The sequence below is a fragment of the Leifsonia shinshuensis genome, from assembly GCF_014217625.1.
Classification (GTDB): Bacteria; Actinomycetota; Actinomycetes; order Actinomycetales; family Microbacteriaceae; genus Leifsonia; species Leifsonia shinshuensis_A.
Genome location: NZ_CP043641.1, coordinates 1782585 through 1808208, shown reverse-complemented (window position 1 = coordinate 1808208; position 25624 = coordinate 1782585). Strand labels below are relative to the sequence as shown.

22 protein-coding genes and 1 tRNA gene are annotated in these 25624 nt (G+C 70.5%); 18 read left to right on the top strand and 5 right to left on the bottom strand.

Annotated features, from left to right (window positions below):
• Positions 1 to 4: 4 nt before the first annotated feature.
• From recR to F1C12_RS08660, 3 genes are all read left to right on the top strand, one after another.
• Positions 5 to 601 carry a recombination mediator RecR gene (gene recR / locus F1C12_RS08670; RefSeq protein ID WP_179607817.1) on the top strand — a complete coding sequence of 199 codons (597 nt, stop codon included), beginning with the start codon at positions 5 to 7 and terminating at the stop codon, positions 599 to 601.
• 164 nt (positions 602 to 765) lie between these two features.
• Complete coding sequence (locus F1C12_RS08665; protein ID WP_185278359.1) at positions 766 to 2052, top strand: aspartate kinase; 1287 nt, start codon at positions 766 to 768, stop codon at positions 2050 to 2052.
• A gap of 70 nt (positions 2053 to 2122) precedes the next feature.
• Positions 2123 to 3196, top strand: coding sequence for an aspartate-semialdehyde dehydrogenase (locus F1C12_RS08660; RefSeq protein ID WP_185278358.1), 1074 nt, complete (start codon positions 2123 to 2125; stop codon positions 3194 to 3196).
• A gap of 54 nt (positions 3197 to 3250) precedes the next feature.
• Here the strand turns inward: F1C12_RS08660 and F1C12_RS08655 are convergent, their stop codons facing one another.
• On the bottom strand, positions 3251 to 3892 hold the full coding sequence (locus tag F1C12_RS08655; RefSeq protein ID WP_185278357.1) for a MerR family transcriptional regulator: 642 nt from the start codon (positions 3890 to 3892) through the stop codon (positions 3251 to 3253).
• A gap of 91 nt (positions 3893 to 3983) precedes the next feature.
• Between F1C12_RS08655 and F1C12_RS08650 the strand changes: the two genes are divergently transcribed.
• From F1C12_RS08650 to msuE, 13 genes are all read left to right on the top strand, one after another.
• A complete protein-coding gene (locus tag F1C12_RS08650; RefSeq protein ID WP_185278356.1) occupies positions 3984 to 4403 on the top strand; it encodes a hypothetical protein in 420 nt (139 codons plus the stop codon).
• A 73-nt stretch (positions 4404 to 4476) separates the two neighbouring features.
• A complete protein-coding gene (locus F1C12_RS08645; RefSeq protein ID WP_185278355.1) occupies positions 4477 to 5979 on the top strand; it encodes a malate:quinone oxidoreductase in 1503 nt (500 codons plus the stop codon).
• A gap of 255 nt (positions 5980 to 6234) precedes the next feature.
• Positions 6235 to 7869 (top strand): ABC-F family ATP-binding cassette domain-containing protein, encoded by a 1635-nt coding sequence (locus F1C12_RS08640; RefSeq protein ID WP_185278354.1) that lies wholly within the window; start codon positions 6235 to 6237, stop codon positions 7867 to 7869.
• A 31-nt stretch (positions 7870 to 7900) separates the two neighbouring features.
• Positions 7901 to 9070 carry an Rv2578c family radical SAM protein gene (locus F1C12_RS08635; RefSeq protein WP_185278353.1) on the top strand — a complete coding sequence of 390 codons (1170 nt, stop codon included), beginning with the start codon at positions 7901 to 7903 and terminating at the stop codon, positions 9068 to 9070.
• A gap of 173 nt (positions 9071 to 9243) precedes the next feature.
• A complete protein-coding gene (locus tag F1C12_RS08630) occupies positions 9244 to 10434 on the top strand; it encodes a sensor histidine kinase (RefSeq protein ID WP_185278352.1) in 1191 nt (396 codons plus the stop codon).
• Positions 10431 to 11642 carry a hypothetical protein gene (locus F1C12_RS08625; protein WP_185278351.1) on the top strand — a complete coding sequence of 404 codons (1212 nt, stop codon included), beginning with the start codon at positions 10431 to 10433 and terminating at the stop codon, positions 11640 to 11642. Before F1C12_RS08630 ends, F1C12_RS08625 begins: the two co-directional genes overlap by 4 nt.
• Positions 11639 to 12319, top strand: a complete 681-nt coding sequence (locus F1C12_RS08620; RefSeq protein ID WP_185278350.1) for a response regulator transcription factor — start codon at positions 11639 to 11641, stop codon at positions 12317 to 12319. The genes F1C12_RS08625 and F1C12_RS08620 overlap by 4 nt, the downstream gene beginning before the upstream one ends.
• 28 nt (positions 12320 to 12347) lie before the next feature.
• A complete protein-coding gene (locus F1C12_RS08615) occupies positions 12348 to 13022 on the top strand; it encodes a thymidine kinase (RefSeq protein WP_185278349.1) in 675 nt (224 codons plus the stop codon).
• A complete protein-coding gene (locus tag F1C12_RS08610; RefSeq protein WP_185278348.1) occupies positions 13022 to 14329 on the top strand; it encodes a UDP-glucose dehydrogenase family protein in 1308 nt (435 codons plus the stop codon). Before F1C12_RS08615 ends, F1C12_RS08610 begins: the two co-directional genes overlap by 1 nt.
• 108 nt (positions 14330 to 14437) lie before the next feature.
• Positions 14438 to 16279: a DUF4012 domain-containing protein gene (locus F1C12_RS08605; protein ID WP_185278347.1), complete on the top strand. Its 1842-nt coding sequence runs from the start codon at positions 14438 to 14440 to the stop codon at positions 16277 to 16279.
• A gap of 49 nt (positions 16280 to 16328) precedes the next feature.
• Complete coding sequence (locus F1C12_RS08600; RefSeq protein WP_185278346.1) at positions 16329 to 16874, top strand: hypothetical protein; 546 nt, start codon at positions 16329 to 16331, stop codon at positions 16872 to 16874.
• 57 nt (positions 16875 to 16931) lie between these two features.
• A complete protein-coding gene (locus F1C12_RS08595; RefSeq protein WP_258046185.1) occupies positions 16932 to 17948 on the top strand; it encodes an LLM class flavin-dependent oxidoreductase in 1017 nt (338 codons plus the stop codon).
• A 123-nt stretch (positions 17949 to 18071) separates the two neighbouring features.
• Positions 18072 to 18665 (top strand): FMN reductase, encoded by a 594-nt coding sequence (gene msuE / locus F1C12_RS08590; protein ID WP_185278345.1) that lies wholly within the window; start codon positions 18072 to 18074, stop codon positions 18663 to 18665.
• A 54-nt stretch (positions 18666 to 18719) separates the two neighbouring features.
• Here msuE and F1C12_RS08585 read toward each other — a convergent pair.
• From F1C12_RS08585 to F1C12_RS08575, 3 genes are all read right to left on the bottom strand, one after another.
• A tRNA-Pro gene (locus F1C12_RS08585) sits at positions 18720 to 18793 on the bottom strand.
• Between the two features lie 59 nt (positions 18794 to 18852).
• A complete protein-coding gene (locus tag F1C12_RS08580; RefSeq protein WP_185278344.1) occupies positions 18853 to 19809 on the bottom strand; it encodes a metallophosphoesterase in 957 nt (318 codons plus the stop codon).
• Positions 19810 to 19835: 26 nt separating this feature from the next.
• Positions 19836 to 22379, bottom strand: a complete 2544-nt coding sequence (locus tag F1C12_RS08575) for a transglycosylase domain-containing protein (protein ID WP_185278343.1) — start codon at positions 22377 to 22379, stop codon at positions 19836 to 19838.
• Positions 22380 to 22461: 82 nt separating this feature from the next.
• On the opposite strand from F1C12_RS08575, the gene F1C12_RS22590 reads away from it, so the two are divergent.
• Together F1C12_RS22590 and F1C12_RS08570 are read left to right on the top strand one after the other, a co-directional pair.
• Positions 22462 to 22629: a DUF4177 domain-containing protein gene (locus F1C12_RS22590; protein WP_219732693.1), complete on the top strand. Its 168-nt coding sequence runs from the start codon at positions 22462 to 22464 to the stop codon at positions 22627 to 22629.
• The gene (locus tag F1C12_RS08570; protein WP_185278342.1) at positions 22629 to 23099 is read left to right on the top strand and encodes a RidA family protein; all 471 of its coding nucleotides are present in this window, start codon (positions 22629 to 22631) and stop codon (positions 23097 to 23099) included. The genes F1C12_RS22590 and F1C12_RS08570 overlap by 1 nt, the downstream gene beginning before the upstream one ends.
• Positions 23100 to 23173: 74 nt before the next feature.
• Here the strand turns inward: F1C12_RS08570 and acs are convergent, their stop codons facing one another.
• Positions 23174 to 25123, bottom strand: a complete 1950-nt coding sequence (acs, locus tag F1C12_RS08565) for an acetate--CoA ligase (protein WP_185278341.1) — start codon at positions 25121 to 25123, stop codon at positions 23174 to 23176.
• Positions 25124 to 25624: the final 501 nt, after the last annotated feature.

Below are 25624 nucleotides of genomic sequence, written 5' to 3'. Positions count from 1 at the left end.
CGGCGTGTACGAGGGAATCGTCCAGGAGCTGATCGACGAGCTCGGCCGGCTTCCGGGGATCGGGCCGAAGTCGGCGCAGCGCATCGCGTTCCACATCCTGCAGACCGAGAGCTTCGACGTCACCCGGCTGGCGGAGGTGCTGCTGGAGGTGCGCGACAAGGTGCGCTTCTGCGAGATCTGCGGCAACGTCTCCGAGCAGGCCACCTGCTCGATCTGCCGCGACCCGCGCCGCACGCCCGACGTCATCTGCGTGGTCGAGGAGGCGAAGGACGTCGTCGCCATCGAGCGCACGCGCGAGTTCCGCGGGCTCTACCACGTGCTCGGCGGCGCGATCAGCCCGATCGACGGCGTCGGCCCCGACGACCTGCGCATCCGGCAGCTCATGCAGCGCCTCGCCGACGGAACCGTCCAGGAGGTCATCATCGCGACCGATCCGAACCTGGAGGGGGAGGCCACGGCGACCTACCTCAGCCGACTACTGACCACGCTCGAGATCCGGGTCACCCGGCTCGCCTCCGGCCTCCCGGTCGGCGGCGACCTCGAGTACGCCGACGAGGTCACCCTCGGCCGCGCCTTCGAGGGCCGCCGCCAAGTCTCCTGACCCCTCCCTCCCTCTCCCTCTCTCTCCTTCCGCCGAAGGGCACGTAAACGCCCCTAAAACGGCCCGGAAGGGGCGTTTACGTGCCCTTCGGCGTTCCGTCACATGGCGGGGGCGGCATATCTTCGGCCGGTAGAATGGGTGCTTCCGTGAACCCTGGAGTGCCTGTGGCCCTGATCGTTCAGAAATACGGCGGCTCGTCCGTCGCCGACGCCGAGAGCATCAAGCGCGTCGCCAAGCGCATCGTCGAGACGCGCAAGGCGGGCAACGAGGTCGTCGTCGCCGTCTCCGCGATGGGCGACACCACCGACGAGCTGGTCGACCTGGCCCACGAGGTCACGCCGATCCCGGCGCCGCGCGAGCTGGACATGCTGCTCACGGCGGGCGAGCGCATCTCGATGGCGCTGCTCGCGATGTCGATCAAGAGCATGGGCTACGACGCGCGCTCATTCACGGGCAGCCAGGCCGGCATGATCACCGACGCCCAGCACGGCGCCGCGCGCATCGTGGACGTCACCCCTGGCCGCATCAAGGAGGCGCTGGACGAGGGCGCGATCGCCATCGTCGCCGGCTTCCAGGGCTTCAACCGCGACACCCGCGACATCACCACCCTCGGCCGCGGCGGCTCCGACACCACCGCCGTCGCCCTCGCCGCCGCGCTCGGCGCCGAGGTCTGCGAGATCTACACCGACGTCGACGGCGTGTTCACCTCCGACCCCCGCCAGGTCCCGCTCGCCCGCAAGATCGACCGCATCACCAGCGAGGAGATGCTGGAGCTCGCGGCCGCGGGCGCCAAGGTCCTGCACATCCGCGCGGTGGAGTACGCCCGCCGCCACAACGTGACCCTGCACGTGCGCTCCTCGTTCTCGAACCGGGTGGGCACGTACGTCCTCAACGAAGCAGCTGCGGCCGAGGCCGCGAAGAAGGATGGAATCGTGGAAGAGCCGATCATCTCCGGAGTCGCCACCGATCTGAGCGAGGCGAAGATCACCGTCGTCGGCGTGCCCGACGTCCCGGGCAAGGCGGCGCAGATCTTCAAGATCGTCGCGAAGGCCAACGCCAACGTCGACATGATCGTGCAGAACGTGTCCGCTGCGGCCACCAGCCTCACGGACATCTCGTTCACCCTCCCGAAGTCGGAGGGCCAGCGCGTGCTGACCGCGCTGAGCAGCGAACGCGACGAGGTCGGCTACCAGGCCCTCCAGTACGACGACCAGATCGGCAAGCTGGCGCTCGTCGGCGCCGGGATGCGCACCAACTCGGGCGTCTCCGCGAAGCTGTTCGAGGCGCTGTACGTCGCCGGCATCAACATCGAGATGATCTCCACCAGCGAGATCCGCATCTCGGTCGTCACCCGCGCCGACACGGTGGCGGAGGCCGCTCGGGTCGTGCACACCGCCTTCGGGCTGGACGGCGACGAGAAGGCGATCGTCTACGCAGGCACCGGCCGCTGAGCCGCCGCGGGAATGGCACGCACCGCCATCCCGTTCCCTTTCTTCAGACCACGACCCCGAAGGACACACCATGAGCGAGACCACTCCCGGCCTTGACATCGCCGTCGTCGGCGCCACCGGCCAGGTCGGCGGCGTGATGCGCCAGCTGCTGGAGGAGCGCGACTTCCCGGTCAAGAGCATCCGCTTCTTCGCCTCGTCGCGCTCGGCGGGCACGAAGCTGCCGTTCCGCGGCGAGGAGATCACGGTCGAGGATGTCGAGACCGCCGACGTCTCCGGCATCGACATCGCGCTGTTCTCGGCCGGCGCCACCGGCTCGAAGGCGCACGCGCCCCGCTTCGCTGAGGCCGGCGCCGTCGTCATCGACAACTCCAGCGGCTGGCGGATGGACCCGGACGTGCCGCTCGTGGTCTCCGAGGTCAACCCAGAGGCCATCGACGACGCGCGCAAGGGCATCATCGCCAACCCCAACTGCACCACCATGGCGGCCATGCCCGTGCTGAAGGTCCTGCACGAGGAAGCCGGCCTCCAGCGCCTCATCGTGAGCACCTACCAGGCCGTCTCCGGTTCCGGCCTCGCCGGCGCCGAGGAGCTGGCCGGCCAGATCCGCACGGCGGTCTCCGACGAGAACCTGCTCCAGCTGGTGCACGACGGCTCGGCCGTCGCCATGCCCGACCCGGTCAAGTACGTCCGCCCGATCGCGTTCGACGTCATCCCGCTGGCCGGCTCGATCGTGGAGGACGGGTTCAACGAGACGGACGAGGAGAAGAAGCTCCGCAACGAGAGCCGCAAGATCCTCGGCCTCCCGGAGCTGCTGGTGAGCGGCACCTGCGTGCGCGTGCCGGTCTTCACCGGCCACTCGCTGTCGATCAACGCCGAGTTCGCGTCGCCGCTCAGCCCCGAGCGCGCCACCGAGCTGCTGTCCGATGCCCCTGGTGTGAAGCTCACCGACGTCCCCACCCCGCTGGAGGCCGCCGGCCAGGACCCGAGCTTCGTCGGCCGCATCCGTGCGGACGAGGGCGCCCCGGAGGGCCGCGGCATCGCGCTCTTCATCAGCAACGACAACCTCCGCAAGGGCGCAGCGCTCAACGCCGTCCAGATCGCAGAACTGGTCGCCGAGCGCCTCGCAACCCGCGTCGCCGGCTGACCCACCTCCGCCGAAGGGCACGTAAACGCCCCTAAAACTTCGTTTTGAGGGCGTTTACGTGCCCTTCGGCGTCTCTTCGACGCCGAGGCGGCCGGCGGCGACGTCCTGGTGCGCCAAGCGGCGCAGCGCCGCGACCACCGGGTCGTAGAGGGCCGTGCCGAGCACGGCGTAGCCGAGCTGCGCCTCCCGGCCGCCCTCGTCGGGCATCCGGCTGAGGTCGTACTCGGCCATCGCGCGCAGATGCTCGGCGTACACCTGGAGGCGCTCGTCCGTCATCGGGATGCCGCCGGCCTCCACCGCCTCGAGCGCGCGCTCCAGCTGGGCGACGGCGGCGTACCGCTCGTCGTAGACCTGCCCGATCGCCGCGATCGCCGCCTCGGCGCGCGGATACGGCGGCTGCGCGTCCTCCAGGTACGGCGGCAGCGCGGCGACGGCCTGCCCGAGCGCGTCGAACAGCCCTGGCGCGGAATCCTCCGGCCCGTCGATGAGGTCCAGGATCTCCTTCACCCGCCCCAGCGGCAGCCCGGCCACGTCCGACAGCGCCCGGATCAGCCCGACCCGCCGCACGTGCTCCTCGCCGTACTCCGCGCGCGTCGCGCTGACCGCCTCGCCGGCCGGCAGCATGCCCTGCCGCAGGTAGAACTTGACCGTCGCCAGCGGGACGCCCGTCCGCTCGACCAGCTCCGAGATGCGCATCCGATCACCTGCCCCTTGACTCTGGATACTAATACTATCTAGTCTTTGGATACTGACACTATCCAACCTGGCATTCAACTGAGGAGCCGTCATGCTGCTGCAACCCGCCAGCGCCATCACCGCCGGCATCGTCCTGCTCACCGTCATCGGAATCGCCTACGGCGGCACCTTCATGCTGCGCGTCGTCACCGGCAAGCAGGGGGCCAACGACCTCCAGAAGTCGTTCTTCCGCGCCGGCCACGCGCACGCCGGCGTCCTCGTCATCCTCGGCCTCGTCACCCTGCTGCTGCTCGACGCCGCCAAGGTCACCGGCTGGATGCACTGGGGCGCGATCGGCGTGCTGGTCACCGCGATCCTCATCCCGGCCGGGTTCTTCTTCTCACCGCTCGGCCGCGACCCGCAGAAGCCCAACGGAGCGATCGCGCTGGTCTGGATCGGGTTCGGCGTCCTGCTCGTCAGCATGGTCGTCTGCGGCATCGCGCTGATTGTCGCCGGAGCGTCCGCGGCCTGACCGGATGTCTCGATATCGAGACAGATCCCCGCGCGACGACGGGGGATGAGCCCACTCACCGTAGGATTGTCTGGTGAGCACTGACCCCATCGACGTCGTCCTGATCGGCGGCGGCATCATGAGCGCGACGCTGGGCTCCATGATCCAGCGCGTCCAGCCCGACTGGACCATCCGCATCTACGAGTCCCTCGGCGAGGTCGCCCAGGAGAGCTCGAACCCCTGGAACAACGCGGGAACCGGCCACGCCGCCCTCTGCGAGCTCAACTACATGCCGGAGGCCGCCGACGGCAGCGTCGACCCGGCCAAGGCCATCAGCATCAACGAGCAGTTCCAGCTCAGCCGGCAGTACTGGGCCTCCCTGGTCGCCGCGGGCCACCTGCCCGACCCGCGCACGTTCATCAACGCGACGCCGCACATGACCTTCGTGCGCGGGCGCGACAACGTCCGCTACCTCCGCAAGCGCTACGAGGCGCTCAAGGACCAGCCGCTGTTCGAGGGCATGGAGTACTCGGAGGACCCGGCCACGATCGGCGAGTGGACCCCGCTGCTCACCAAGAAGCGCAACGCCAAGCAGCGCATCGCCGCCACCCGCCAGACCGCGGGCACGGACGTCGACTTCGGCGCGCTCACCCGCGCGCTCGTCGACGACCTGGTCGCGAACGGCGCCGACCTGGCGCTCAACCACAAGGTCCTCAGCATCAAGCGCACCGCCGACAAGCTCTGGAAGATCCGCGTGCGGCACGAGGTCGGCCACACGCCGCACGAGGCGCTCGCGCGCTTTGTGTTCGTCGGTGCCGGCGGCGGCGCCCTGCACCTGCTCCAGAAGTCCGGCATCCCCGAGATCAAGGGCTTCGGCGGCTTCCCGATCTCCGGCCAGTTCCTCCGCACCTCCAACCCGAAGATCGTCGCGCAGCACCAGGCGAAGGTCTACGGCAAGGCCGCGGTCGGCGCTCCGCCGATGTCGGTCCCGCACCTCGACACGCGCGTCGTGGACGGCGAGACCTCGCTGCTCTTCGGCCCGTACGCCGGCTTCAGCCCCAAGTTCCTGAAGAGCGGCAGTTGGTGGGACCTCCCCGGTTCGGTCCGCGCGGGCAACCTCGGCCCGATGCTCGCGGTCGCGCGCGACAACTTCAGTCTCATCAAATACCTGGTCGGCGAAGTCCTCGCCAACCGCGCGAAGAAGATGAAGGCGCTGCAGGAGTTCATGCCGACCGCGAAGTCGGAGGACTGGGAGCTCATCACGGCGGGCCAGCGCGTCCAGGTGATGAAGAAGGACCCGAAGAAGGGCGGCGTGCTGCAGTTCGGCACCGAGGTGATCGCCTCCGCGGACGGCTCGATCGCCGGCCTGCTCGGCGCCTCGCCCGGAGCGTCGACGGCCGTGCCGATCATGGTCGACCTGCTCAAGCAGTGCTTCCCCGACCGCTACGCGGGCTGGCTGCCGACGCTGAAGAAGCTCATCCCGACGGTCGGCACCACGCTCAACGACCGCCCGAAGGAGGCCGAGCGGGTTCTCACCGAGACCGCGTCGGTGCTCGACCTGGCGGAGAGCCCCGCCGGTCAGGTCGTCCGGGCCTGACTCCTGGCCGTCCGCAGCCGATCCGTACCCAGCGGTACGGATCGGCTGGACAGCCGTGCCCGCGACCTGTTATGGTCGTGGACGCTATGAAGTAGAACCTCTTCTCGTCCCGCGCCCGAGGCGCCGTTGCACGAGCGACCCCCGAGGTCCTGCGCCGCCTGGTCATCCAGCACCGGGCGCTCCGGCGCACTCGTGACGGAAGTCCGCCCGGCGGGAGCCTGCTCCGTGATGGAGCGCCCGGAAGGTGGTTCACTTTTGCCAACACTCACTCTCACTCCACTGCGCGCCGACGGTGTCTCCGTCAGCTACGGCGACAGGCGCGTGCTCTCGGATGTCTCCCTCACGGTGCCTCCCGGCGCACGCATCGGCCTGATCGGCGAGAACGGCGCGGGCAAGTCCACGCTGCTGCGCGTGCTCGCCGGCGCCGAGATCCCGGACTCCGGGGTCGTGTCCCGGCCGCGACGGGTCGGCTTCCTCTGGCAGGAGGTCCGGTTCCGGCCTGCCGACACGTTCGCCACGCTGATCGAGGACGCCCTCGCCGAGGTGCGCGCCATCGAGCGCGAGCTGGAGGCCGCCGCGACCGCGCTCGCGGGGGACGACCCGGCCGCGCACGCACGGTACGACGCCGCCCTCGCGGCGGCCGAGCTCGCCGAGGTGTGGTCGATCGACGCGCGTCGTGACGCCCTCCTCGACGGCCTCGGTGTCGGCGCCATCCCGCTGGGCCGGCGGCTGGACGAGGTCTCGGGAGGCCAGCGCAGCCGGTTCGCGCTGGCCGCCCTGCTCCTCGGCCGGCCGGAGGCGCTGCTGCTCGACGAGCCGACGAACCACCTGGACGACGCGGCGGCGGCGTTCCTGGAGTCGCAGCTCCTCGGCTGGCACGGCCCGGTGCTCTTCGCGAGCCACGACCGTGCGTTCCTGGACTCGGCGGCCACCGGCCTGCTCGACCTGGACCCGACGCGCACCGGCACGACGGTGTTCGGCGGCGGCTACAGCGCCTACCTCGCCGAGAAGGCCGCGGAGCGGCGCCGCTGGGAGAAGCAGTACGCGGACGAGCAGGCCGAGCTGAAGGAGCTCAAGCACGCGGTCGACGTGACCGCGCGCTCGATCGCGTGGTCGGGCAAGGTGCGCGACAACGACAAGTTCGTGAAGTCGTACAAGGGTAACACCCTGGACCGGCAGATCAGCCGGCGCGTGCGCAACGCGGACGGCCGGCTCGACGAGCTGACCCGCACCCAGGTGCGCAAGCCGCCGAAGCCGCTCGGCTTCTCCGGGATCCCCGCGGGGTTCCAGGCGGCGAGCGAGGAGGGCGGCTCGCTGCTGCAGGCGGACGACCTCCACGTGCCGGGGCGGCTCCGGCTCGACCGGTTCGCGGTGGAGGCGCAGTCGCGGGTGCTCGTCACCGGAGCGAACGGCGCGGGCAAGTCGACGCTGCTCTCGGTGCTGGCGGGGCGGATCGTGCCGCTCGTCGGCACGGTTCAGCGCCGGCGCGGGCTGCGGGTCGAACTCCTCGAACAGGACGTGCGCTTCGCGGACCCGACGCAGACCCCGCGGCGGATCTACGAGCTGGCGCTGGGCGAGCGGCGCGCGGAGACCGTCCCGCTCTCGGGACTCGGCCTGATCGCGCCGCGCGACCTCGACCGGGAGGTCGGAACGCTGTCCGTCGGGCAGCAGCGCCGCCTCGCACTGGCGCTGATCATGGCCCGGCCGCCGCACGTGTTCCTGCTCGACGAGCCGACCAACCACCTCTCGCTCACCCTCGCGACCGAGCTGGAGGAGGCCCTCGGCGGGTACCCCGGCGCCGTCGTGGTGGCGAGCCACGACCGCTGGCTGCGCGAGCGCTGGTCGGGGGAGGTGGTGTCGCTGCGGAGCGCCGCGCCGGGTGACGCTTGACGAAGATTCGAACATACGTTCGAATGGTTCCATGAGGTGGAGCGGGCAGGAGCTGGCGGTGGAGACGCCGTCGGCCCTGCCCGGTCTCGCCCGGCTGAACAACCTGGTGCGATCGGTCCGCACGCCCGAGTTCGCGGGCGTCACCTTCCACGAGATCCTGGCGAAGTCGGCGCTCAACAAGATCCCGGGCGGGGGAGGGCCGATGCCCTTCGGCTGGACGATCAACCCGTACCGCGGCTGCTCGCACGCGTGCGTATACTGCTTCGCTCGTCCCACGCACAGCTATCTGGAGCTCGACCAGGGCAAAGACTTCGACCAGGAGATCATCGTCAAGGTCAACGTGGCCGACGTGCTGCGCAAAGAGCTGACGAAGCCGAGCTGGGGCCACCACGCGGTGGCGCTCGGCACCAACACCGACCCGTACCAGCGGGCGGAGGGGCGCTACGCACTGATGCCCGGCATCATCGACGCGCTGACCGACTCCGGCACGCCGTTCAGCATCCTCACCAAGGGGTCGCTGCTCCGTCGCGACCTGGACCGGCTGGCCGAGGCGGCCAAGCGGGTCCCTGTCGACCTGGCCATGTCGATCGCGGTCTACGACGATGAGCTGCAGCAGTCGGTGGAGCCGGGCACGCCGACGACCAAGGCGCGGCTGGCGACCGTGACCGCCGTGCGCGAGCACGGCCTCGACTGCGGCGTCTTCCTGATGCCGATCCTCCCGTACCTGACCGACACGCGTGCCCACCTCGACGAGGCGCTGCGCCAGGCGAAGGAGGCCGGGGCCACCAGCGTGCTCTACACCGCGCTGCACCTGAAGCCCGGGGTGAAGGAGTGGTACTACCTCTGGCTGGGCCGGGAGCACCCCGAACTGCTGCCGAAGTACCGCAGCATGTACGGCCGCGGCACCTACGCGCCGAAGGAGTATCGCGCGTGGCTGGCCGCGCGCATCAAGCCGCTCATCCGCGCACACCGCCTCGAGCGCGGGCAGGAGGACCCGCTGACCGGGGGCGTGCGGTCCTCGGCGCTCGGGATGCTGCGCGACGGCGAGGGGGAGCGGCGCGTCGTGGGCCGTGCTGCCGGAGACCGTGCTGCCGGAGACCGTGCTGTCGGGGGCCATGCCGCGGCGGATCGCGTCGCACCCGAGGAGGTCGCGCCCGAGGCTGCCTTGGTGACGCTCGGGGTGCAGCCGACGCTGTTCTGAGAGCGAAGCTGCGCGCGGCAGGCGTCTCCCCCACTTCGCGGGGTACAACACGCCGACGCGTCCGGGGTACACAGTGTGCACGATCGCTGCCATAATCCCCACTGGGACGCCGCCGACGCGTGGTTTCCCACCGGCGCCCCCACCGTCGGTTCCTCTCGCGCCGAAGGAGTCCGGTGTCGCTCGGCCTTCCCAGCCACCTCTCCAGGGCGGCGAACTCCCGTGCGCTGGCCACCGCGGCGCGGTGGGCCGCGCTGGTCTGCCTGGTGATGGCGGCGCTCAACGTCGCGGTCTCGACCGTCGGCGGGACGACAGGCGCGGCCTCCTGGATCAGCACGCTCGTCCTGCTGCCGATGATCGCGCTGCTCCTCCTGCTGTCGCGCGGCCGGACCGTCCTGCTCACCCTCGCCTACCTGCTCGTCGGCTCGGTCTGCACCTACTTCTACGTCTACCTGATCTTCGGCAGCACGCCCGCGTACCAGGACACCAACCTGCTCGTCGTCGCCCTCCCCGTCGTCGCGATGACCCTGGTCGGCGGGACGGGGACCGGCTCCCTGGTCGGCGTGCTCTGGGCGACTCTGGGGTTCGCGCTCGCAGAAGCCGCCGTCTTCCTCGGGGCGACCGCGGCGGGGCGCGACTTCCGGCCGGACGCGATCTCGCTGAGCGCCTACCTGCTGCTGATCGGGGTGCTCGCCTTCGACGGGCTCACCCGCGGCTCGCGCTCGCGGACGCAGGGCGCCATCCACCGCGCGGTCCGGGACGCCCGGCTCGTCGATCTGCGCCGTGAACTGCTCGCCGAGTCCACGGCCGACCTCCACGACACCGTCCTCAGCGAACTGGTCGCCGTCGCCGCGACCGAGCCGGGCGAGCTGCCGCCGCGGCTCCGGCAGCGTATCGAGTCCGACCTCCACCGGCTGGGCGTCGCCGGGCTCCCGGCCGACGACCAGGCGCCGCCCGGCGAGGACGCCTGGTACGACAGCGAACTGCGCAGGGCCATCGAGGACGCGCGCGACGAAGGGCTCGCCGTCGACGTCTCCGGCGAGCGGGAGGCCGTCGCCCTGCTCACCCCGGATGCGCGCCGCGCCGTCGGCCTCGCCGTCCGGCAGTGCCTGGTCAACGTGCTCCGCCACTCCGGAAGCGCGACCGCCGAGGTCGCGTTCTCCTGCGGGGACGCCTCCGTCTCCGTCATGGTGGTCGACGGCGGGCGCGGTTTCGCGGTCGCCACCGCCCCCGGCGCCGACCGGCTCGGCCTCCGCCAGTCCGTCCACGACCGTGTCAGCAAGGTCGGCGGCACCGTCACCGTCTACTCCGCCGAGGATGTCGGCACGACCGTGATCATGACCATCCCCGTCGCGGAGGCCGCATGAACCAGGTGCTGTCCGAGACGATCGTCCACTACCGGTCGCTGCCCGTCGAGCGCACGCCGCAGCGCCTGGACCCGCTCGGCGTGCAGTCCGCGTGGCTCCTGGTGCCGCTGCTCGGGATCGTCGCGCTCGCCGACGCGGTGTTCTCGACGCTGCTCCACCACGACCAGCTCCCCCATCACCCCCTCGCGGTGTGGGCCATCGTCGTGCTGCTCGTGGCCGTCGTCGTCGCGGCGATCCGGACGCACCCCGGCCTCGCGCCGGTCGGACTCTGGTCGCACCTGGCGATCGTCGGCGTCGCCCTGGTCGGCGCGTGCCTGTTCGAGGCGGCGGTCTGGGGTCACAACCAGCGCATCCAGGACGACTGGGGGCAGCTCGCTGTCGCGCTGCTGCTGACCGCGATGCCGCTGTACCGGCCGGTCGGCGAAGTGCTCGCGGTCGCCGCCTTCGCGGCGGTCGTGCTCGGCGCGCTCGCCGCGGCGCAGGCCTCCTCGCTCCTGATCGCCAACCAGCCGCTCGTCTACGCCACGGTGGCTGCGACGCCGATCCTCGCCCTCGCCTTCGGCGGCGCGGGCTACGCGTGGACCATGACCGGCGAGACGCTGCGCTGGCGGGAGGTCGCGCGAGCGGGCCAGCTCCGGCTCGACGCGGAGCTGAGGCAGGTCGCGGCGCGGATGGTCGCGCAGGAGCGCACCACGGCGCTGAACGCCGAAGCCGTCCCGTTCCTGACCGAGCTGTCCGCCCGCGGCGTCGTCACCGACGACGACAGGCGCCGGGCGCGGGCGATCGCCGAACGGCTCCGCGCAGCCGCCGTGGAGGCCGTCGAGCGCAGCTGGCTCGCCGAGACCGTCGCCCTGGCACTCGCGCGCCGCGGCGATGGCGCGGAGGCCGGCCAGGCCTCCCGCGTGCACGACCCCGACCGGCTGGAGCAGGTCCTGAGCGACGAACATCGTGCGATCGTCGGCGCGCTCATCGGCACCATCGCCGCCCTCCCCGGCCTCGACCCGCGGACCCTCGCGGTCTCCGTCGCCCAGCCGGGCTCCCCGGTGTTCGTGCTCACCGCACAGGTGAGCGAGCCACGGCGCGAGCTGCGTTCCGACCTCGTCCCGTACCTCAGCGCGCTGCAGTCGGCGTCCATGGTGGCCTCGATGCGCGTTCGCGAGGGCGGCCTCACCGTCCGCTTCGCCTATCCTGAGAGGCGAGCACCATGAGCACCAGCACAGCACATCCCGGATCCACTGCACCTCCCATCCGGCTCGCCATCCTCGACGACCACGAGATCCTCCTCGACAGCCTCGCCGCCTGGATCGAGCGGAACGCCCCCGACTTCGACCTCGTCGTGCGGGCGGGGAGCTGGCTGGAACTCGTCCACAGCGACGCGTTCCCGACCGACCTCGTCATCATGGACCTCCAGCTCCGGGAGTCCGTGTCGATCGGCGCGCGCGTGCGCACCTGCCGCGCGGCCGGGGCGAAGGTCGTCGTCCTGAGCGCCGTCGACACGCAGGAGGACCGCGACGCCGCCCTCGCCGCCGGCGCGGTGGCATACGTCACCAAGACCCAGCCGATGGCCGAGCTCATCGCCGCGGCGCTCGCCGCGATGGGCAGGGACAGCGCCGCGGGGGAGAAGGAGCCGGCGCAGGCCTGGCGCCCCCGCCCGACCGTCCCCGAGGCCTCCCGGCCGAAGCTGAGCGACGGCGAGCGGCAGGCGCTCGTGCTCTACGCGGACGGCCGGACGACCTCCGAAGTCGCCCGTGCGATGAACGTGCAGTACGAGACCGCCAAGACCTACCTGCGCCGGGTGCGCGAGAAGTACGGCAAGGTCGGGAGGCCGACGAGCTCCCGTGCCGACCTCATCCGCCGCGCCGCGGAGGACGGCTACCTCACCTGAGCCTGCGGCGCCCGCATAGGATTGCTCCGTGGCAAAACTGTATTTCCGCTACGGCGCGATGAACAGCGGCAAGAGCACCGCCATGCTGCAGGCGGCGTACAACTACGAGGAGCGCGGGCACCGGGTGCTGCTCGCGAAGCCGGCGATCGACACCAAGGGCGACATGGGCATCCTGTCGCGGCTCGGCGTCACCCGTCAGGTCGACTTCCTGATCGCGCCGGAGACGGACGCGTACGGCCGCTTCCAGCAGCACCGCGAGCGCACGCTGAAGCGGCACGGCCGCGACGTCAGCGCGCTGCTGGTGGACGAGGCGCAGTTCCTCACCGAGGCGCAGATCGACGATCTGCTGCGGATCGCGCTGCTGGACGACGTCCCCGTGCTCGCGTACGGCATCCGCACCGACTTCCAGACGGTCGCGTTCCCGGGCAGCAGGCGCCTCCTGGAGGTCGCGCACAGCCTCGAGGAGCTCAAGACCATCTGCCGCTGCGGCCGCAAGGCGATCTTCAACGCACGCAAGATCGACGGCGTCTTCGTCTTCGACGGCGACCAGGTCGCCATCGACGGCGCCTCGGTGAGCTACGAGGCGCTGTGCGGCAACTGCTACCTGGACGAGAGCCAGGGCGTCCTCAACAACGGCCGCCGGCACTGGCCGGTGTCCGCGACCACCGCCTGCGACACCGAACCGGACCCGGACTTCACCTGATGCGCATCTCCGTCATCGGCGTCGGCTACCTCGGAGCCGTCCACGCCGCAGCCATGGCCGACCTCGGCCACACCGTCGTCGGCGTCGATGTCGACGAGGCCAAGATCGCCGCGCTCTCCGAGGCGCGCGCGCCGTTCTTCGAGCCGGGCCTTCCCGAAGTGCTCGCCTCCGCGACCGCCAGCGGGCGCCTGCGCTTCACCACCGACTTCTCCGCCGTCGCGGACGCGGACGTGCACTTCGTCGCCGTCGGCACGCCGCAGTCCGCGGAGGGCGACGCCGCCGACCTCCGGTTCGTGGACGCCGCGTTCGCCTCCCTGCTGGAGCACGTCTCGCCCGGCGATGTGATCGTCGGCAAGAGCACCGTCCCGGTCGGCACGGCCTCCCGGCTCGCGGAGCTCGTCGCCGAGCGCGTGCCGGGCGCGACGCTCGCCTGGAACCCGGAGTTCCTCCGCGAGGGCTTCGCCGTCAAGGACACGGTGAGCCCCGACCGGCTCGTCTACGGTGTGCCGGAGGGCGAGGATGGCGCACGCGCCGCCCGCATCCTGGACGAGGTCTACGCCGGCGCCGTCGCGAACGGCACCCCGGTGATCGTGACCGACTACGCCACGGCGGAGCTGGTGAAGGTCGCCGCGAACGCGTTCCTCGCGACGAAGATCTCCTTCATCAACGCGATGGCCGAGATCGCGGAGGCCACGGGTGCGGATGTGACGCAGCTCGCGGACGCGATCGGTCACGACGCGCGGATCGGTCGGCGCTTCCTCAACGCGGGCGTCGGCTTCGGCGGCGGCTGCCTCCCGAAGGACATCCGCGCGTTCAGCGCCCGCGCCCGGGAGCTCGGCCGCGGCGACTCCGTCCGGTTCCTGGACGAGGTGGACAAGATCAACCTGCGCCGCCGCGAGCGGGTGGTCGACCTGGTGCGCGAGGAGGCCGGCGGCCTCGACGGCGTGCGTGTCGCAGTCCTGGGCCTGGCCTTCAAGCCGCACTCGGACGACATCCGCGACTCGCCGGCCCTCGACATCGCCGTGCGCTTGGCGGAGGGCGGCGCGGTCGTCACCGCGACCGATCCCGAGGCCATCGCGAACGCGCGCCGCCGTGCGCCGCAGCTGACCTATGTGGAGTCCGCCGCCGAGGCGGCCGCGGCCGCGGATGTCGTGGTGCTGATCACCGAGTGGCCCGAGTTCACGGAGCTCGACCCGGAGGAGCTGGGCGCGCTGGTCTCCCGGCGCCTGGTCATCGACGGCCGCAACGCGCTCGACGCCGACCGGTGGCGTGCCGCGGGGTGGCGGTTCCGGGGCCTCGGGCGCTAGGCGCGCGGCCGCACTAGCGGGCGACGCCCGTTGACAGTGACCTTCGCCCCTCGTTCGGGGGGTCGTCAAAGCCTGGGGCAAAAAGTGAGGATTTGTTATCTTTAGGTCATGTCCAACGGTCTCGCGGAGGACGACGTACCTCCGGTTCGCGAGGAGGAACGGCGCCGCCGCCCGATCCTCGTCGCCGTGCTGCTCGTCATCCTCGTCCTCCTGCTCGGCGCCGCCTGGATCGGCTTCCGCGCGTACCTCGCCCGCGGCGAGCTGAAGGACGCGCTCGCCGACGTCCAAGCCGCCCGTTCCGCCGTGGAGTCCGGCAACACGGCCCAGGCGCGCTCGATCGCGGCCGACCTCTCTCGGCATGCGCGCTCGGCCGCGGACCTGACCAGCGATCCCATCTGGCGCGCGGGGGAGGCCGTACCGTGGTTCGGCTCCGACCTGGCTGCCGTCCGCACCGTCGCCGCCGCGACCGACACGCTGGCGAGCCAGGTCGTCGAGCCGCTCGCCTCGGCCGCGGCCGCGGTCGATCCTCGCCAACTCACGCTCTCCCACGGCCGCATCGACCTCGCACCGCTCATCGCCGCAGGGCCGGCCGTCGAGAAGGCCGAGACCGGTTTCGTCGCGGCGCAGCGCCAGATAGACGCGATCGACGAAGGGCAGCTGGTCAGCCCGGTGAGTCGCGCGGTCACGAAGATGCGGACCATGCTCGACGCGGCGGGAGGTCAGCTGGAGGCGGTCGCCAACACCGCGCGGCTGCTGCCGGGCATGCTCGGGGCCGACGGGCCGCGCACCTATCTCGTGGTCGCACAGAACCCCGCAGAGATCCGGGCCACCGGCGGGCTGATCGGGTCCGTCACGGAGATCCGCACCGACCACGGCGCCATCACCCTGGCCGCGCAGTCCGCGTCGTTCGGGCCGTGGGCGCAGCCCGTCTTCGACGTTCCTGCCCCCACGACGGCTCTGTTCGGCACCGTGGTCGGCCGATATCTGCAGGATGCGAACGTGACGCCCGACTTCGCGCTCGCCGCGCGCACGGCGTCGGCGATGTGGGTGCACGAGCACGGCGGCGTCGTCGACGGCGTCATCGCCCTCGACCCCGTCGTGCTCAGCGGGCTGCTGCGCGCCGCGGGCCCGGTCTCGCTGCCGACGGGCGACACGCTCACGGCCGACAACGCCGTGCAGCTCCTGCTCAGCGACGTCTACCACCGCTATTCCAACCCGGCCGATCAGGACGCGTTCTTCGCCTCGGCCGCCGGAGCGGTGTTCGCCGAGGTCGCCGACGGCGGCGCCTCGGGCTCCGCGCTGGTCGACGTGCTCGCGCAGGCGGGTGCGTCCGACCGCGTGCGGATCTGGAGTTCGCGCCCTGCCGAGCAGCGGGTCCTGGCTGACACGACCCTGGCGGGCGGTCTCCCGGTCTCCACGCCCGACAACGCGGCGCTGGGCGTGTACTTCAACGACGCAACGGGCGGCAAGATGGACTACTACCTCGGGAGCTCTGTCTCGGCCGGCGCGAAGGTCTGCCGCGCCGACGGGAGGGTGACGTCGCGGGTGGAGGTGACGCTGAGCAACCGGGCTCCGGCGAACGCCGCCACGACTCTCTCGGACTACGTCACGGGAGGCGACCTGTTCGGGGTCGCGCGCGGCTCCATCCTCACCAGGATCGCTTTCTACGGACCCCAGGGCGGCCTGCTGGGGGGAGTGCGGAGCGGCGGCGCCGGCCTGCCCTCCGTGACCGGCAGTGACGGAGGCCGCCCGGTGGCGGTGGTGGAGGTGGAGCTCACGCCGGGCGAGTCGAAGACGGTGGACGTCGAGTTCCTGGGCACGGCGCAGAAGCGGCCGGGGGTGACGGTCGCCGTCACGCCCACCCTGAATGGCGATGGAACCACCCCCGTTATGGGGGCACCGAAGGCCATTGGGACCATCGCAGTCCCCTGCACGCCGGGTGTAAAGTGAGAATTAGTCAGTAAAACCACGTACGTCGTCCGAGGGGAACGTGAGCCCGATGCTGAAGAAGATTCTGGCGGCCGCTGTCGTCACCGCGGGACTGCTTCTCGCCGCACCTGCGGCGGCCAACGCTGACGACTACACGAGCGGCGCGCCATGCAGCGTCGACGTCAGCACCATCCAGGCGGGCGACACGGCCACCGTCACCTGCATCCCGGGGACCTGGGCGTCCAGCGAGCTCATCACCTGGACCGGCAGCGGCTTCGACGGCGCGAACATCCACATGGCCAGCTCCGTCACCTTCACCAAGCATGCCAACGCGGACGGGAGCGACGTCCTGCACGTGACGCTGCCGTCGACCGCGAACGGCGTCTACACGATCACCGGCGTCGGCGCCGCGAGCGGCCACGTCTGCTCGGTGTCGGTCACCGTCCTGCCCGCCGACACGACGGCGACGACCGTCAACGACCCGGGCAACTCCGGCCTCGCCGACACGGGCTCCGTGATCGCCGAGTGGTCGATCTGGGTCGGGGGAGGCCTCCTGATCGTCGGCCTCGTGAGCGTCGCCATCGCGGCGTGGATGCGGAAGGTGCGGTCGTCCTGACCCGCAGGGTCCCGTCCCCGACGGAATGACGGGAGGGCGGCAGCGGTTGCCCTCCCTGTGACCTCCACCAGCATCCCGCTCAACGTCCTCGACCTCGCCAGCCGGCCCGCCGGCGGCAGCAACGCCGACGCGGTGGCCGGGACGGTCCGCCTCGCACAGCAGGCGGAGCGTCTCGGCTACCGCCGCTTCTGGGTGGCGGAGCACCACGGGATGCCGGCGATCGCCTCCAGCGCGCCGGCCGTCCTGATCGCGGGCGTCGCGGCGGCGACCGAGCGCATCCGGGTCGGCTCCGGCGGCGTGATGCTCCCCAACCACGCGCCGCTGGTCGTCGCGGAGCAGTTCGGCACCCTCCGCGCCCTGTACGGCGACCGCATCGATCTCGGCATTGGCCGAGCGCCCGGCACCGACGGCGCCACCGCCATGGCGCTGCGGCGGAGCGCGGAGGGCCTCGGCGTCGACGACTTCCCGCAGCAGCTCCTCGACCTCTTCGGCTTCTTCTACGGCGGCATGAGCGACGCGAACCCCTTGCACAGCATCACGGCGGTGCCGGGACTGGGCGACGCCCCGCAGGTCTGGCTGCTCGGCTCCAGCGGCTACAGCGCACAGGTGGCCGCCGCCCTCGGCCTCCCGTTCGCCTTCGCCCACCACTTCGCGGGCGAGAACACGGAGGCCGCCCTGGACCTCTACCGGTCGCGGTTCGAGCCGGGTGAGCAGCTGACGGAGCCGCACGCCATGATCGCCGTCAACGTCGTGTCGGACGACGACCCGGAGCAGGTGCGCGCTCTGTCGCTGCCCGGCCAGCTTTCGTTCCTGCGGATGCGCCGCGGGCTCAAGCCGCAGCCGGTGAGCGTCGAGGAGGCCCTGGCCTACGAGTTCAGCCCGGCGGAGGAGGAGTTCATCGCCGCCCGCAACGCCCGCCAGGCCATCGGGACGCCGGACCACGTGAAGGCCCGCCTGGACTCGTTGATCGCCTCCACCGGCGTGGACGAGCTGATGATCTCCTCCGGCGCTGCGACGGTGGAGGGCCGCATCCGCTCGCTGGAGATCGTGGCGGGGCTGTACCCGCAGGCGTGACGGGGCATTCCCGGACGTAACCGCCTCCATGACGGACCATGACAGCCGGAGGGGCGCTCCGGGAGGGCCGGGGGTAGCGTTGGGCGCATTCCCGACCCCCACCCAGCGAAGGCGGTACCCCGCATGGCACACGCACCCCACGTCGTCGGCGTGAGCGGCAGCCCGACGGCGCCCTCCCGCACGACGGTCCTCGTCGACGAGGTCGCACGCTCGTTCGCCGAGGCGACGGGCGGGACCTCCACGACCATCGAACTCGCACCCCTGCTCGGCGAGCTGGGCGCCGCCCCGTTCCGCAGCGGCCTGAGCCCGCGGGTGCAGGAGGCACTGGAGGCCGTGGAGTCCGCCGACGTCATCGTCGTCGGCTCGCCCGCCTACCGGGCCACCTACACGGGCCTGTTCAAGCTGTTCTTCGACCACATCGGCCAGTACGCCCTGGTGGACAAGCCGATCGTCCTCACCGCGACGGGCGGCAGCGACCGCCACGCCCTGCTGGTCGAGCACCAGATGCGCCCGCTGTTCGGCTTCTTCCAGTCCCTGACCCTGCCGCTCGGCATCTACGCGAGCGAGTCCGACTTCACGGACTACGCGATCTCCTCCGACGACCTCCGCGAGCGGATCAACACGACGGTCTCCCGCACACTGCCCCTCATCCGCTCGCACATCGACCCGGAGTCGCTGTACGCGACCGCGGACTTCGCACGGCCGGATGCGTTCTGAGTTCTGAAACGACAAGAGCCGGTTCGAATTATCGAACCGGCTCTTGCTATTGGGTCGGGGTGACAGGATTTGAACCTGCGGCCTCTTCGTCCCGAACGAAGCGCGCTACCAAGCTGCGCCACACCCCGGTGGCCCGAAGGCCTCATCTAGGATACACGAGCCCGAGGGGTGCAAATGACCACTCGGCTCACTCCGACGCCGTCAGCGTGACCAGCGTCGCCTCCGGCCGGCAGGCGAACCGGACCGGCGCGTAGATCGACGTGCCGAGGCCGGCCGAGACGTTGAGGTACGCCGCCCGGAACGCGTGACGCCAGATGCTCAGGCCCTTGACCTGGGAGCGCGGGATGTCGCAGTTCGTGACCAGCGCGCCGAAGCCGGGCACGCAGACCTGACCGCCGTGCGTGTGCCCGGCGAAGATCATCGAGGCGCCGTAGGTGACGAAGGCGTCCAGCACCCGGCGGTACGGGGCGTGCACCACGCCGAGCGTGACCGTGGCGCGCTCCGAGCGCGGCTCGTCGGCCGGCCACGTCGCGTCGTCGGAGTACGGGTCGTCCTCGCGGAGCTCGTCCAGCGCGCCCGGGATGGCCTCCACCCGGTCGGCGTGGATGTGCGGGTCGTTCACGCCGAAGAACTCGAGGTGCGTTCCGCGGATGTCGAGGGCGCCGGCGGCGTTGTTGAGGTTCAGCCAGCCGAGGCTCTCGAAGTACGCGGTGAGGGCCTTGTCGTCGAGGCGCGGCGCCGTCGACGCGGATCGCTTCGACGGTCCGAGGAAGTACTTGAACGGATTCTTGAGCTGCGGGCCGTAGTAGTCGTTCGAGCCGTGCACGAAGACACCCGGGATGCCCTGGAACGCGTCGAACGCGGCGCGGATGCCCTCCAGGCCGTTCTCGTGGCTGAGGTTGTCGCCCGTGTCCACGATGAGGTCCGGCTGGAACCGGGCGAGCTCCCGCACCCACTCCTGCTTGTCCGCCTGCCACGGCGCCATGTGCAGGTCGGACAGGTGCAGCACCCGGATCGGCTTGGCGCCGCGCGGCAGCACCGGGACGCTCACCTCGCGCAGCGTGAACGCGCGCCGCTCCACGAGCGAGCCGTAGGCGAACGCAGCAGCGCCCGCGCCGGCGAGCACCGCGAGTGCGGCGCCCACCGGCCGGAAGCCCGAAGCCCGCGGCACTAGCCGCCCGCTCCCGGTCCGGGAGTGGGGGTGCTGCCCTTCTGCAGTGTGAGGCTCACCTGGGTGCCGGCCTTCGCGGGCGTGCCCGCGCCGGGATCCATTGCTTGGACGATGTCGTCGGGAGAGGCGCCGCCGCCGACCTTCACGCCGAATCCGGCGTCCGTCAGCGCCTTCTGCGCGTCGGAGAGCTTCTGCCCGACGACGTTCGGGAGGGCGACCAGCGATCCATTGCTGGTGTAGATCGTGACGACGGTGCCCTTGCCGACCGAGGTGCCGGCCGCCGGGTTGGTCGAGGAGACCGTGCCCGCCGGTGCTGCGGAGTCCTGGGGGCCGCCGTCGGCGCTGTCGAGGCCGAGGCCGCTCAGGATGGTCTTCGCCTCGTCCGGCGACTTGCCGGTGAGGTCGGGGACGGCGACCTGCGCGCCCTGCACGAGCTTGCTGCTCGGGGTGGGGAAGGAGTCGCCGCCGTACTTGCCGACCGCCGCCGACATCATCGTGCGCATCACCGCGGTTCGGGCGATGGCCGGGGTCGTGCCGTGCGTCGGATAGATCTTCCGCATGTCCTGGTCGCCGGTGACATTGCCCACCCAGTAGGCGCCGGCGACCTTGGTGGTGGACGCGACGAGCCAGAGCTGGTTGTTGTTGTCGGTGGTGCCGGTCTTGGCGAGCATGTCCTTGCCGGTGGTGTTCATCCCCGCGGCCGTACCGGGGCTGACCGTGACCTTCTGCATCGCATAGGCCATGCCCGCGGCGATGGCGGGATCCACGGACTGCGTGCACTTCGTCGCCGGCGGCTTGATCTCCTTGCCGCCGCCGTCCACGATCTTGTCGATCGCGATCGGTGTGCAGGTCACGCCGCCGTTCGCGATCCCGGCGAACGCCGTCGCCATGGTGATCGGCGCGATCGTGTTGGTGCCGAGCACGCTCGCGGGGTTCGTGCCGAGCGGGTCGTTTGTCGCCGTGTGCACGCCGAACGCCTCAGCGGTGTCGCGGATCTTGCACATGTCCAGCTGCGACGCCATCGAGACGAAGGCGGTGTTGATCGAGAGCTGCGTCGCCTGGATGGCACTGCGCGTGCCCTCCTCGCCCGAGCTGTCGTTCGTCGGCCAGCGAGTGCCCGTCGAGCCGTAGCTGCCGCCCGGGAAGCAGTAGCCCTTGAAGGTGCCGCTCGGGTAGGTGCGGATGTTCGCGTTGACCGTCTCGTAGAGCGAGTGGCCTTCCTTCAGCCACTCCGCCAGGGTGAACGTCTTGTACGTCGATCCGACCTGGAAGCCGCTCGAGCCGCCGTAGTCGCGGTCGGTCGCGTAGTTGATGCTCGTGTACTTCTTGCTCGTGCTGGCGAGCTCCGCGTCCTCGGTGAACACCTTGTTCTGCGCCATGTAGAGAACGCGGCCGGTGCCCGGCTGCACGCCGACCAGCACGCCGCCGATGTCGGTCTTGTACTCCATCGGCACGTACGAGTTGAGGGTGTCCTGCGCGACGTTCTGCAGGTCGAGGTCGAGCGAGGTGTAGATCTTGTAGCCGCCGCGGAGGAAGTTCGCGCTGCGGGTGTCGTCGTCCTTGCCGAACGACGGATCGTTGAGGATGATCTTCTGCACGTAGTCGCAGAAGAAGGCAGCGTTGCCGGCCGTCTGGCAGCCACGGTTCGACGGCGTGATCACCGGCTGGATCGGGGTCTTCTTCGCGTCGTCGTACTGCGTCTTGGTCAGCTTCTTGTACTCGTACATCTTGCCGAGGATGTAGTCGCGGCGATCCTTGTTCGCGGCATAGCCGTTGGCCGCGCCGTTCGTCTTCGAGTCGGGGTTGTCGATCTTGAGGCCGGTCGGCTCGTTGACGATCGCGACCAGGCTCGCCGCCTGGGCGGGCGTCAGCGCAGCAGCCGTCGTGTTGTAGTAGTAGCGGGCCGCGGCCTCGATGCCGTAGACGGTGCCGCCGAAGCCCGCGATGTTGAGGTAGCCCTCGAGGATCTGGTCCTTGGTGTACTTCTTCTCCAGGCCGATGGCGTACTTCATCTCCTTCACCTTGCGGTCGGGAGTGACGCCCGTCGAGTCGTCGACGCAGCTCTGGTACGTCTTCTTCTCCGCGGCGGTCTTGACGGGCATGGCCTCGCACTTCTGCAGCAGCACGTTCTTGACGTACTGCTGAGTGATCGACGAGCCGCCCTGCACGCCGCCGCCGGAGACCGTCGACAGCACACCGCGCATGGTGCCCTGGATGTCGACGCCGCCGTGGCTGTAGAAGCGCGGGTCCTCACCGGCGATGGCGGCGTCCTTGACGGCTTGCGACATCTGGTCGAAGCCGACCGGCAGCCGGTTCTGGGAGTAGAAGGTCGCGAGCGGGACGTCCTGGTCGCCGTTCTTCGCGTAGATGGTCGTCGGCTGGGCGAGCTGACCGACCTGGAGGTACTCGGGAAGACCCTCGAACACACCGATGCCGTTGTTGGCGGCCATGCCGGTCACGGCGATCGCGGGGGTGACGGCAGCGGTGACCAGAAGACCGGCCACGGCACTCATGCCGACGAACGCGCCGACTGCTCCGAGCACACCTCTAGCCTGTGGTTTTTGCGCAGACATAGGATCAATGTAGGCGATGAACCTGTTAAACCCCCCGAATGAAAAGAGCACCATGCTGCGCTGGGAATACCTTACGACTCCTCTCATGATCCATAACACGGCCGCCATCCTCAACAACTGGGGCTCGGAGGGGTGGGAGCTGGTGCAGGTCGTGACCGGCCCCGAGGGCGGTCTGGTCGCCTACCTCAAGCGTCCGGTGCCGGCCGAGGACGCCGCCTGATGGCCGCGATCGAGGCTCGCCTGGCCGAGCTCGGGATCGACCTCCCGGCCGTCGTGCCACCCGTCGCGGCCTACACGCCGGCCGTCGTCGACGGCGGACACGTCTACACCTCCGGCCAGCTCCCGATGGTCTCCGGCGCCCTCCCGGCGACCGGCAAGGTCGGGGACGGGCACGGCCTCGTTCCGGCCGACGACGCGAAGGAGTACGCCCGCATCTGTGCGCTGAACGCGCTCGCGGCCGTCAAGAGCGTCATCGGCTCGCTCGACCGCGTGACGCGGGTCGTGAAGGTCGTCGGCTTCGTCGCGTCCGACCCGTCGTTCACGGGCCAGCCCGGTGTGATCAACGGTGCGTCCGAAGTGCTCGGCGAGATCTTCGGCGACGCCGGCGTCCACGCCCGGTCCGCCGTCGGCGTCGCGGTCCTCCCGCTCGACGCGCCCGTCGAGGTGGAGATCATCGTCGCCTACGAGTGACACCCCCTGACAACGAGAACCGCCGCGGATCGCAGTGATCCGCGGCGGTTCCCGTTCGTGCGTTCTCGTCGTGCCTAGGTGAGCTTCGCCTGGATGGAGCTCATCACCGCGGTGTCGGCGAGCGTGGTCGTGTCGCCGACCTCCCTGCCTTCCGCGACGTCCTTCAGCAGACGTCGCATGATCTTGCCCGAGCGCGTCTTCGGCAGCTCCGTGACGATGAAGATGTCGCGCGGGCGGGCGATGGCGCCGATCTGCTCGGACACGTGTTTGCGCAGCTCCGCGGCGACATCCATCGCCTCGGCGGCCTCCAGCTGGTTCTGCTTGATGATCACGAACGCGACGACGGCCTGGCCGGTCGTCTCGTCCGCCGCGCCGACCACCGCGGCCTCCGCCGTCAGGGGATGCGCGACGAGCGCGGACTCGATCTCCGCCGTCGAGAGGCGGTGGCCCGAGACGTTCATCACGTCGTCCACCCGGCCCATCAGCCAGATCTCGCCGTCCGTGTCGTAGCGGGCGCCGTCGCCGGCGAAGTACTTGTCGCCGAACTTCGACCAGTACGTCTCCACGAAGCGGTCGGGGTCGCCCCAGATGCCGCGCAGCATGCTCGGCCACGGCTCGGTGACGACGAGAAGGCCGCCCTGGTCCTTGCCGACGGGCACGCCGGCCTCGTCGAGGATGTCGATCGAGATGCCGGGCAGCGGCACCTGGGCGCTGCCGGGCTTGAGCGTGGTCACGCCGGGCAGCGCGGACACCATGATCGCGCCGGTCTCGGTCTGCCACCAGGTGTCCACGATCGGGGTGGAGCCTCCGCCGATGACGTCGCGGTACCACATCCACGCCTCGGGGTTGATCGGCTCGCCCACCGAGCCGAGCACGCGCAGGCTCGACAGGTCGAACTTCTGCGGGTGCTGGCGACCGATCTTCATGAAGGAGCGGATGGCGGTCGGAGCGGTGTAGAAGATCGAGACCTTGTACTTCTCGATGATCTCCCACCAGCGGCCCGGGTGCGGCGTCTCGGGGGTGCCCTCGTAGAGCACCTGGGTCGCGCCGTTCGCGAGCGGGCCGTAGACGACGTACGTGTGGCCGGTGATCCAGCCGACATCGGCGCTGCACCAGTAGACGTCGGACTCCGGGTGGAGGTCGAAGACGTTCTTGTGCGTGAACGCCGCCTGGGTCAGGTAGCCGCCCGAGGTGTGCAGGATGCCCTTCGGCTTGCCGGTCGTGCCCGACGTGTAGAGGATGAACAGCGGGTTCTCGGCGGGGAAGGCCTTGGCGACGTGGTCGGCGTCGACGAGAGCGATCTCGTCCTGCCACCACAGGTCGCGGCCCTCGGTCCAGGCGACCTCGTTCTCGCCGCGCTTGACGACGAGGACGTGCTCGACCGAGGACTCGCCGTTCGCGAGCGCGGCGTCGACGGCGTCCTTGAGCGGGAAGACCCGGCCCTTGCGCCAGCCGCCGTCGGCGGTGATGACGAGCTTGGCCTCCGCGTCGTCGATGCGGGACCGGAGCGACTCGGCGCTGAACCCGCCGAAGACGACGGAGTGGACCGCGCCGATGCGCGCGACGGCCAGCATCGCGATGACGGCCTCCGGGATCATCGGCAGGTAGATCGCGACGCGGTCGCCGGCCTGGATGCCGAGGCTCGTCAGCAGGTTGGCCGCCTTCTTCACCTCGGCGGTCAGCTCGGCGTAGGTGATCGAGCGGGTGTCGCCCGGCTCACCCTCCCAGTGGATGGCGACGCGGTCGCCGTTGCCGGCCAGCACGTGGCGGTCGAGGCAGTTGAAGGCGACGTTGAGCTCGCCGTCGTCGAACCACTTCGCGAACGGCGGGTTCGACCAGTCGAGGGTGCGCGTGAACGGGGTGTGCCAGTGCAGGAGGTCGCGCGACTGATCGGCCCAGAATCCGAGCCTGTCGGACGCCGCGCGTTCATAGAGCTCGGCCGTCGCGACCGCGTCGGCGGCGAACTCCTCGGTGGGCGCGAACCGCCGGGCTTCGTGCAGCAGGTTGTCGATTGTGTTGCTCATGGGGAGTCTTTTCGCTCCTTTGCGATGCTGTTGTTCGAGTCGTGGCGCGACAATCCCTGACTCTACAACCCCCAGGTAGCGGCCTCCGAGCAGACTTGCGTTTGCATTGATTCTGCGTAAACTAGGCAGCGGCCGAATGATAATTCTGGCGTGCGGCGCAATCGATTCCCCCCAATCATGCGCCGCAGTGGCCGCACCTGTTCCCCCCAATAGGTGCGGCCCCCCTTTTTTTAACCCGCCGGTTCACAATCTGGTTGTCCGCGGCGGCCTGTGGATGAAGCGGGTTCTCCACTGATCTCCGGCTTCGCCGCCGTGCGCTCTTCGGTCTTCGTAGCGTCGTGGGCATGAGGAATTCGAACGAGTGGAGTACGCCGTCGATCGCCCGGGCGGGGGTGGTCGGTCCGCATGTGCGTGGTGTGAGTGGTGCGCGCGGTGCGCCGGTGAGGGTGCCGCCGAGGCCACCGGTACGCGGGGCTGGGGTGTTGCCCATGGTCTTGCCGC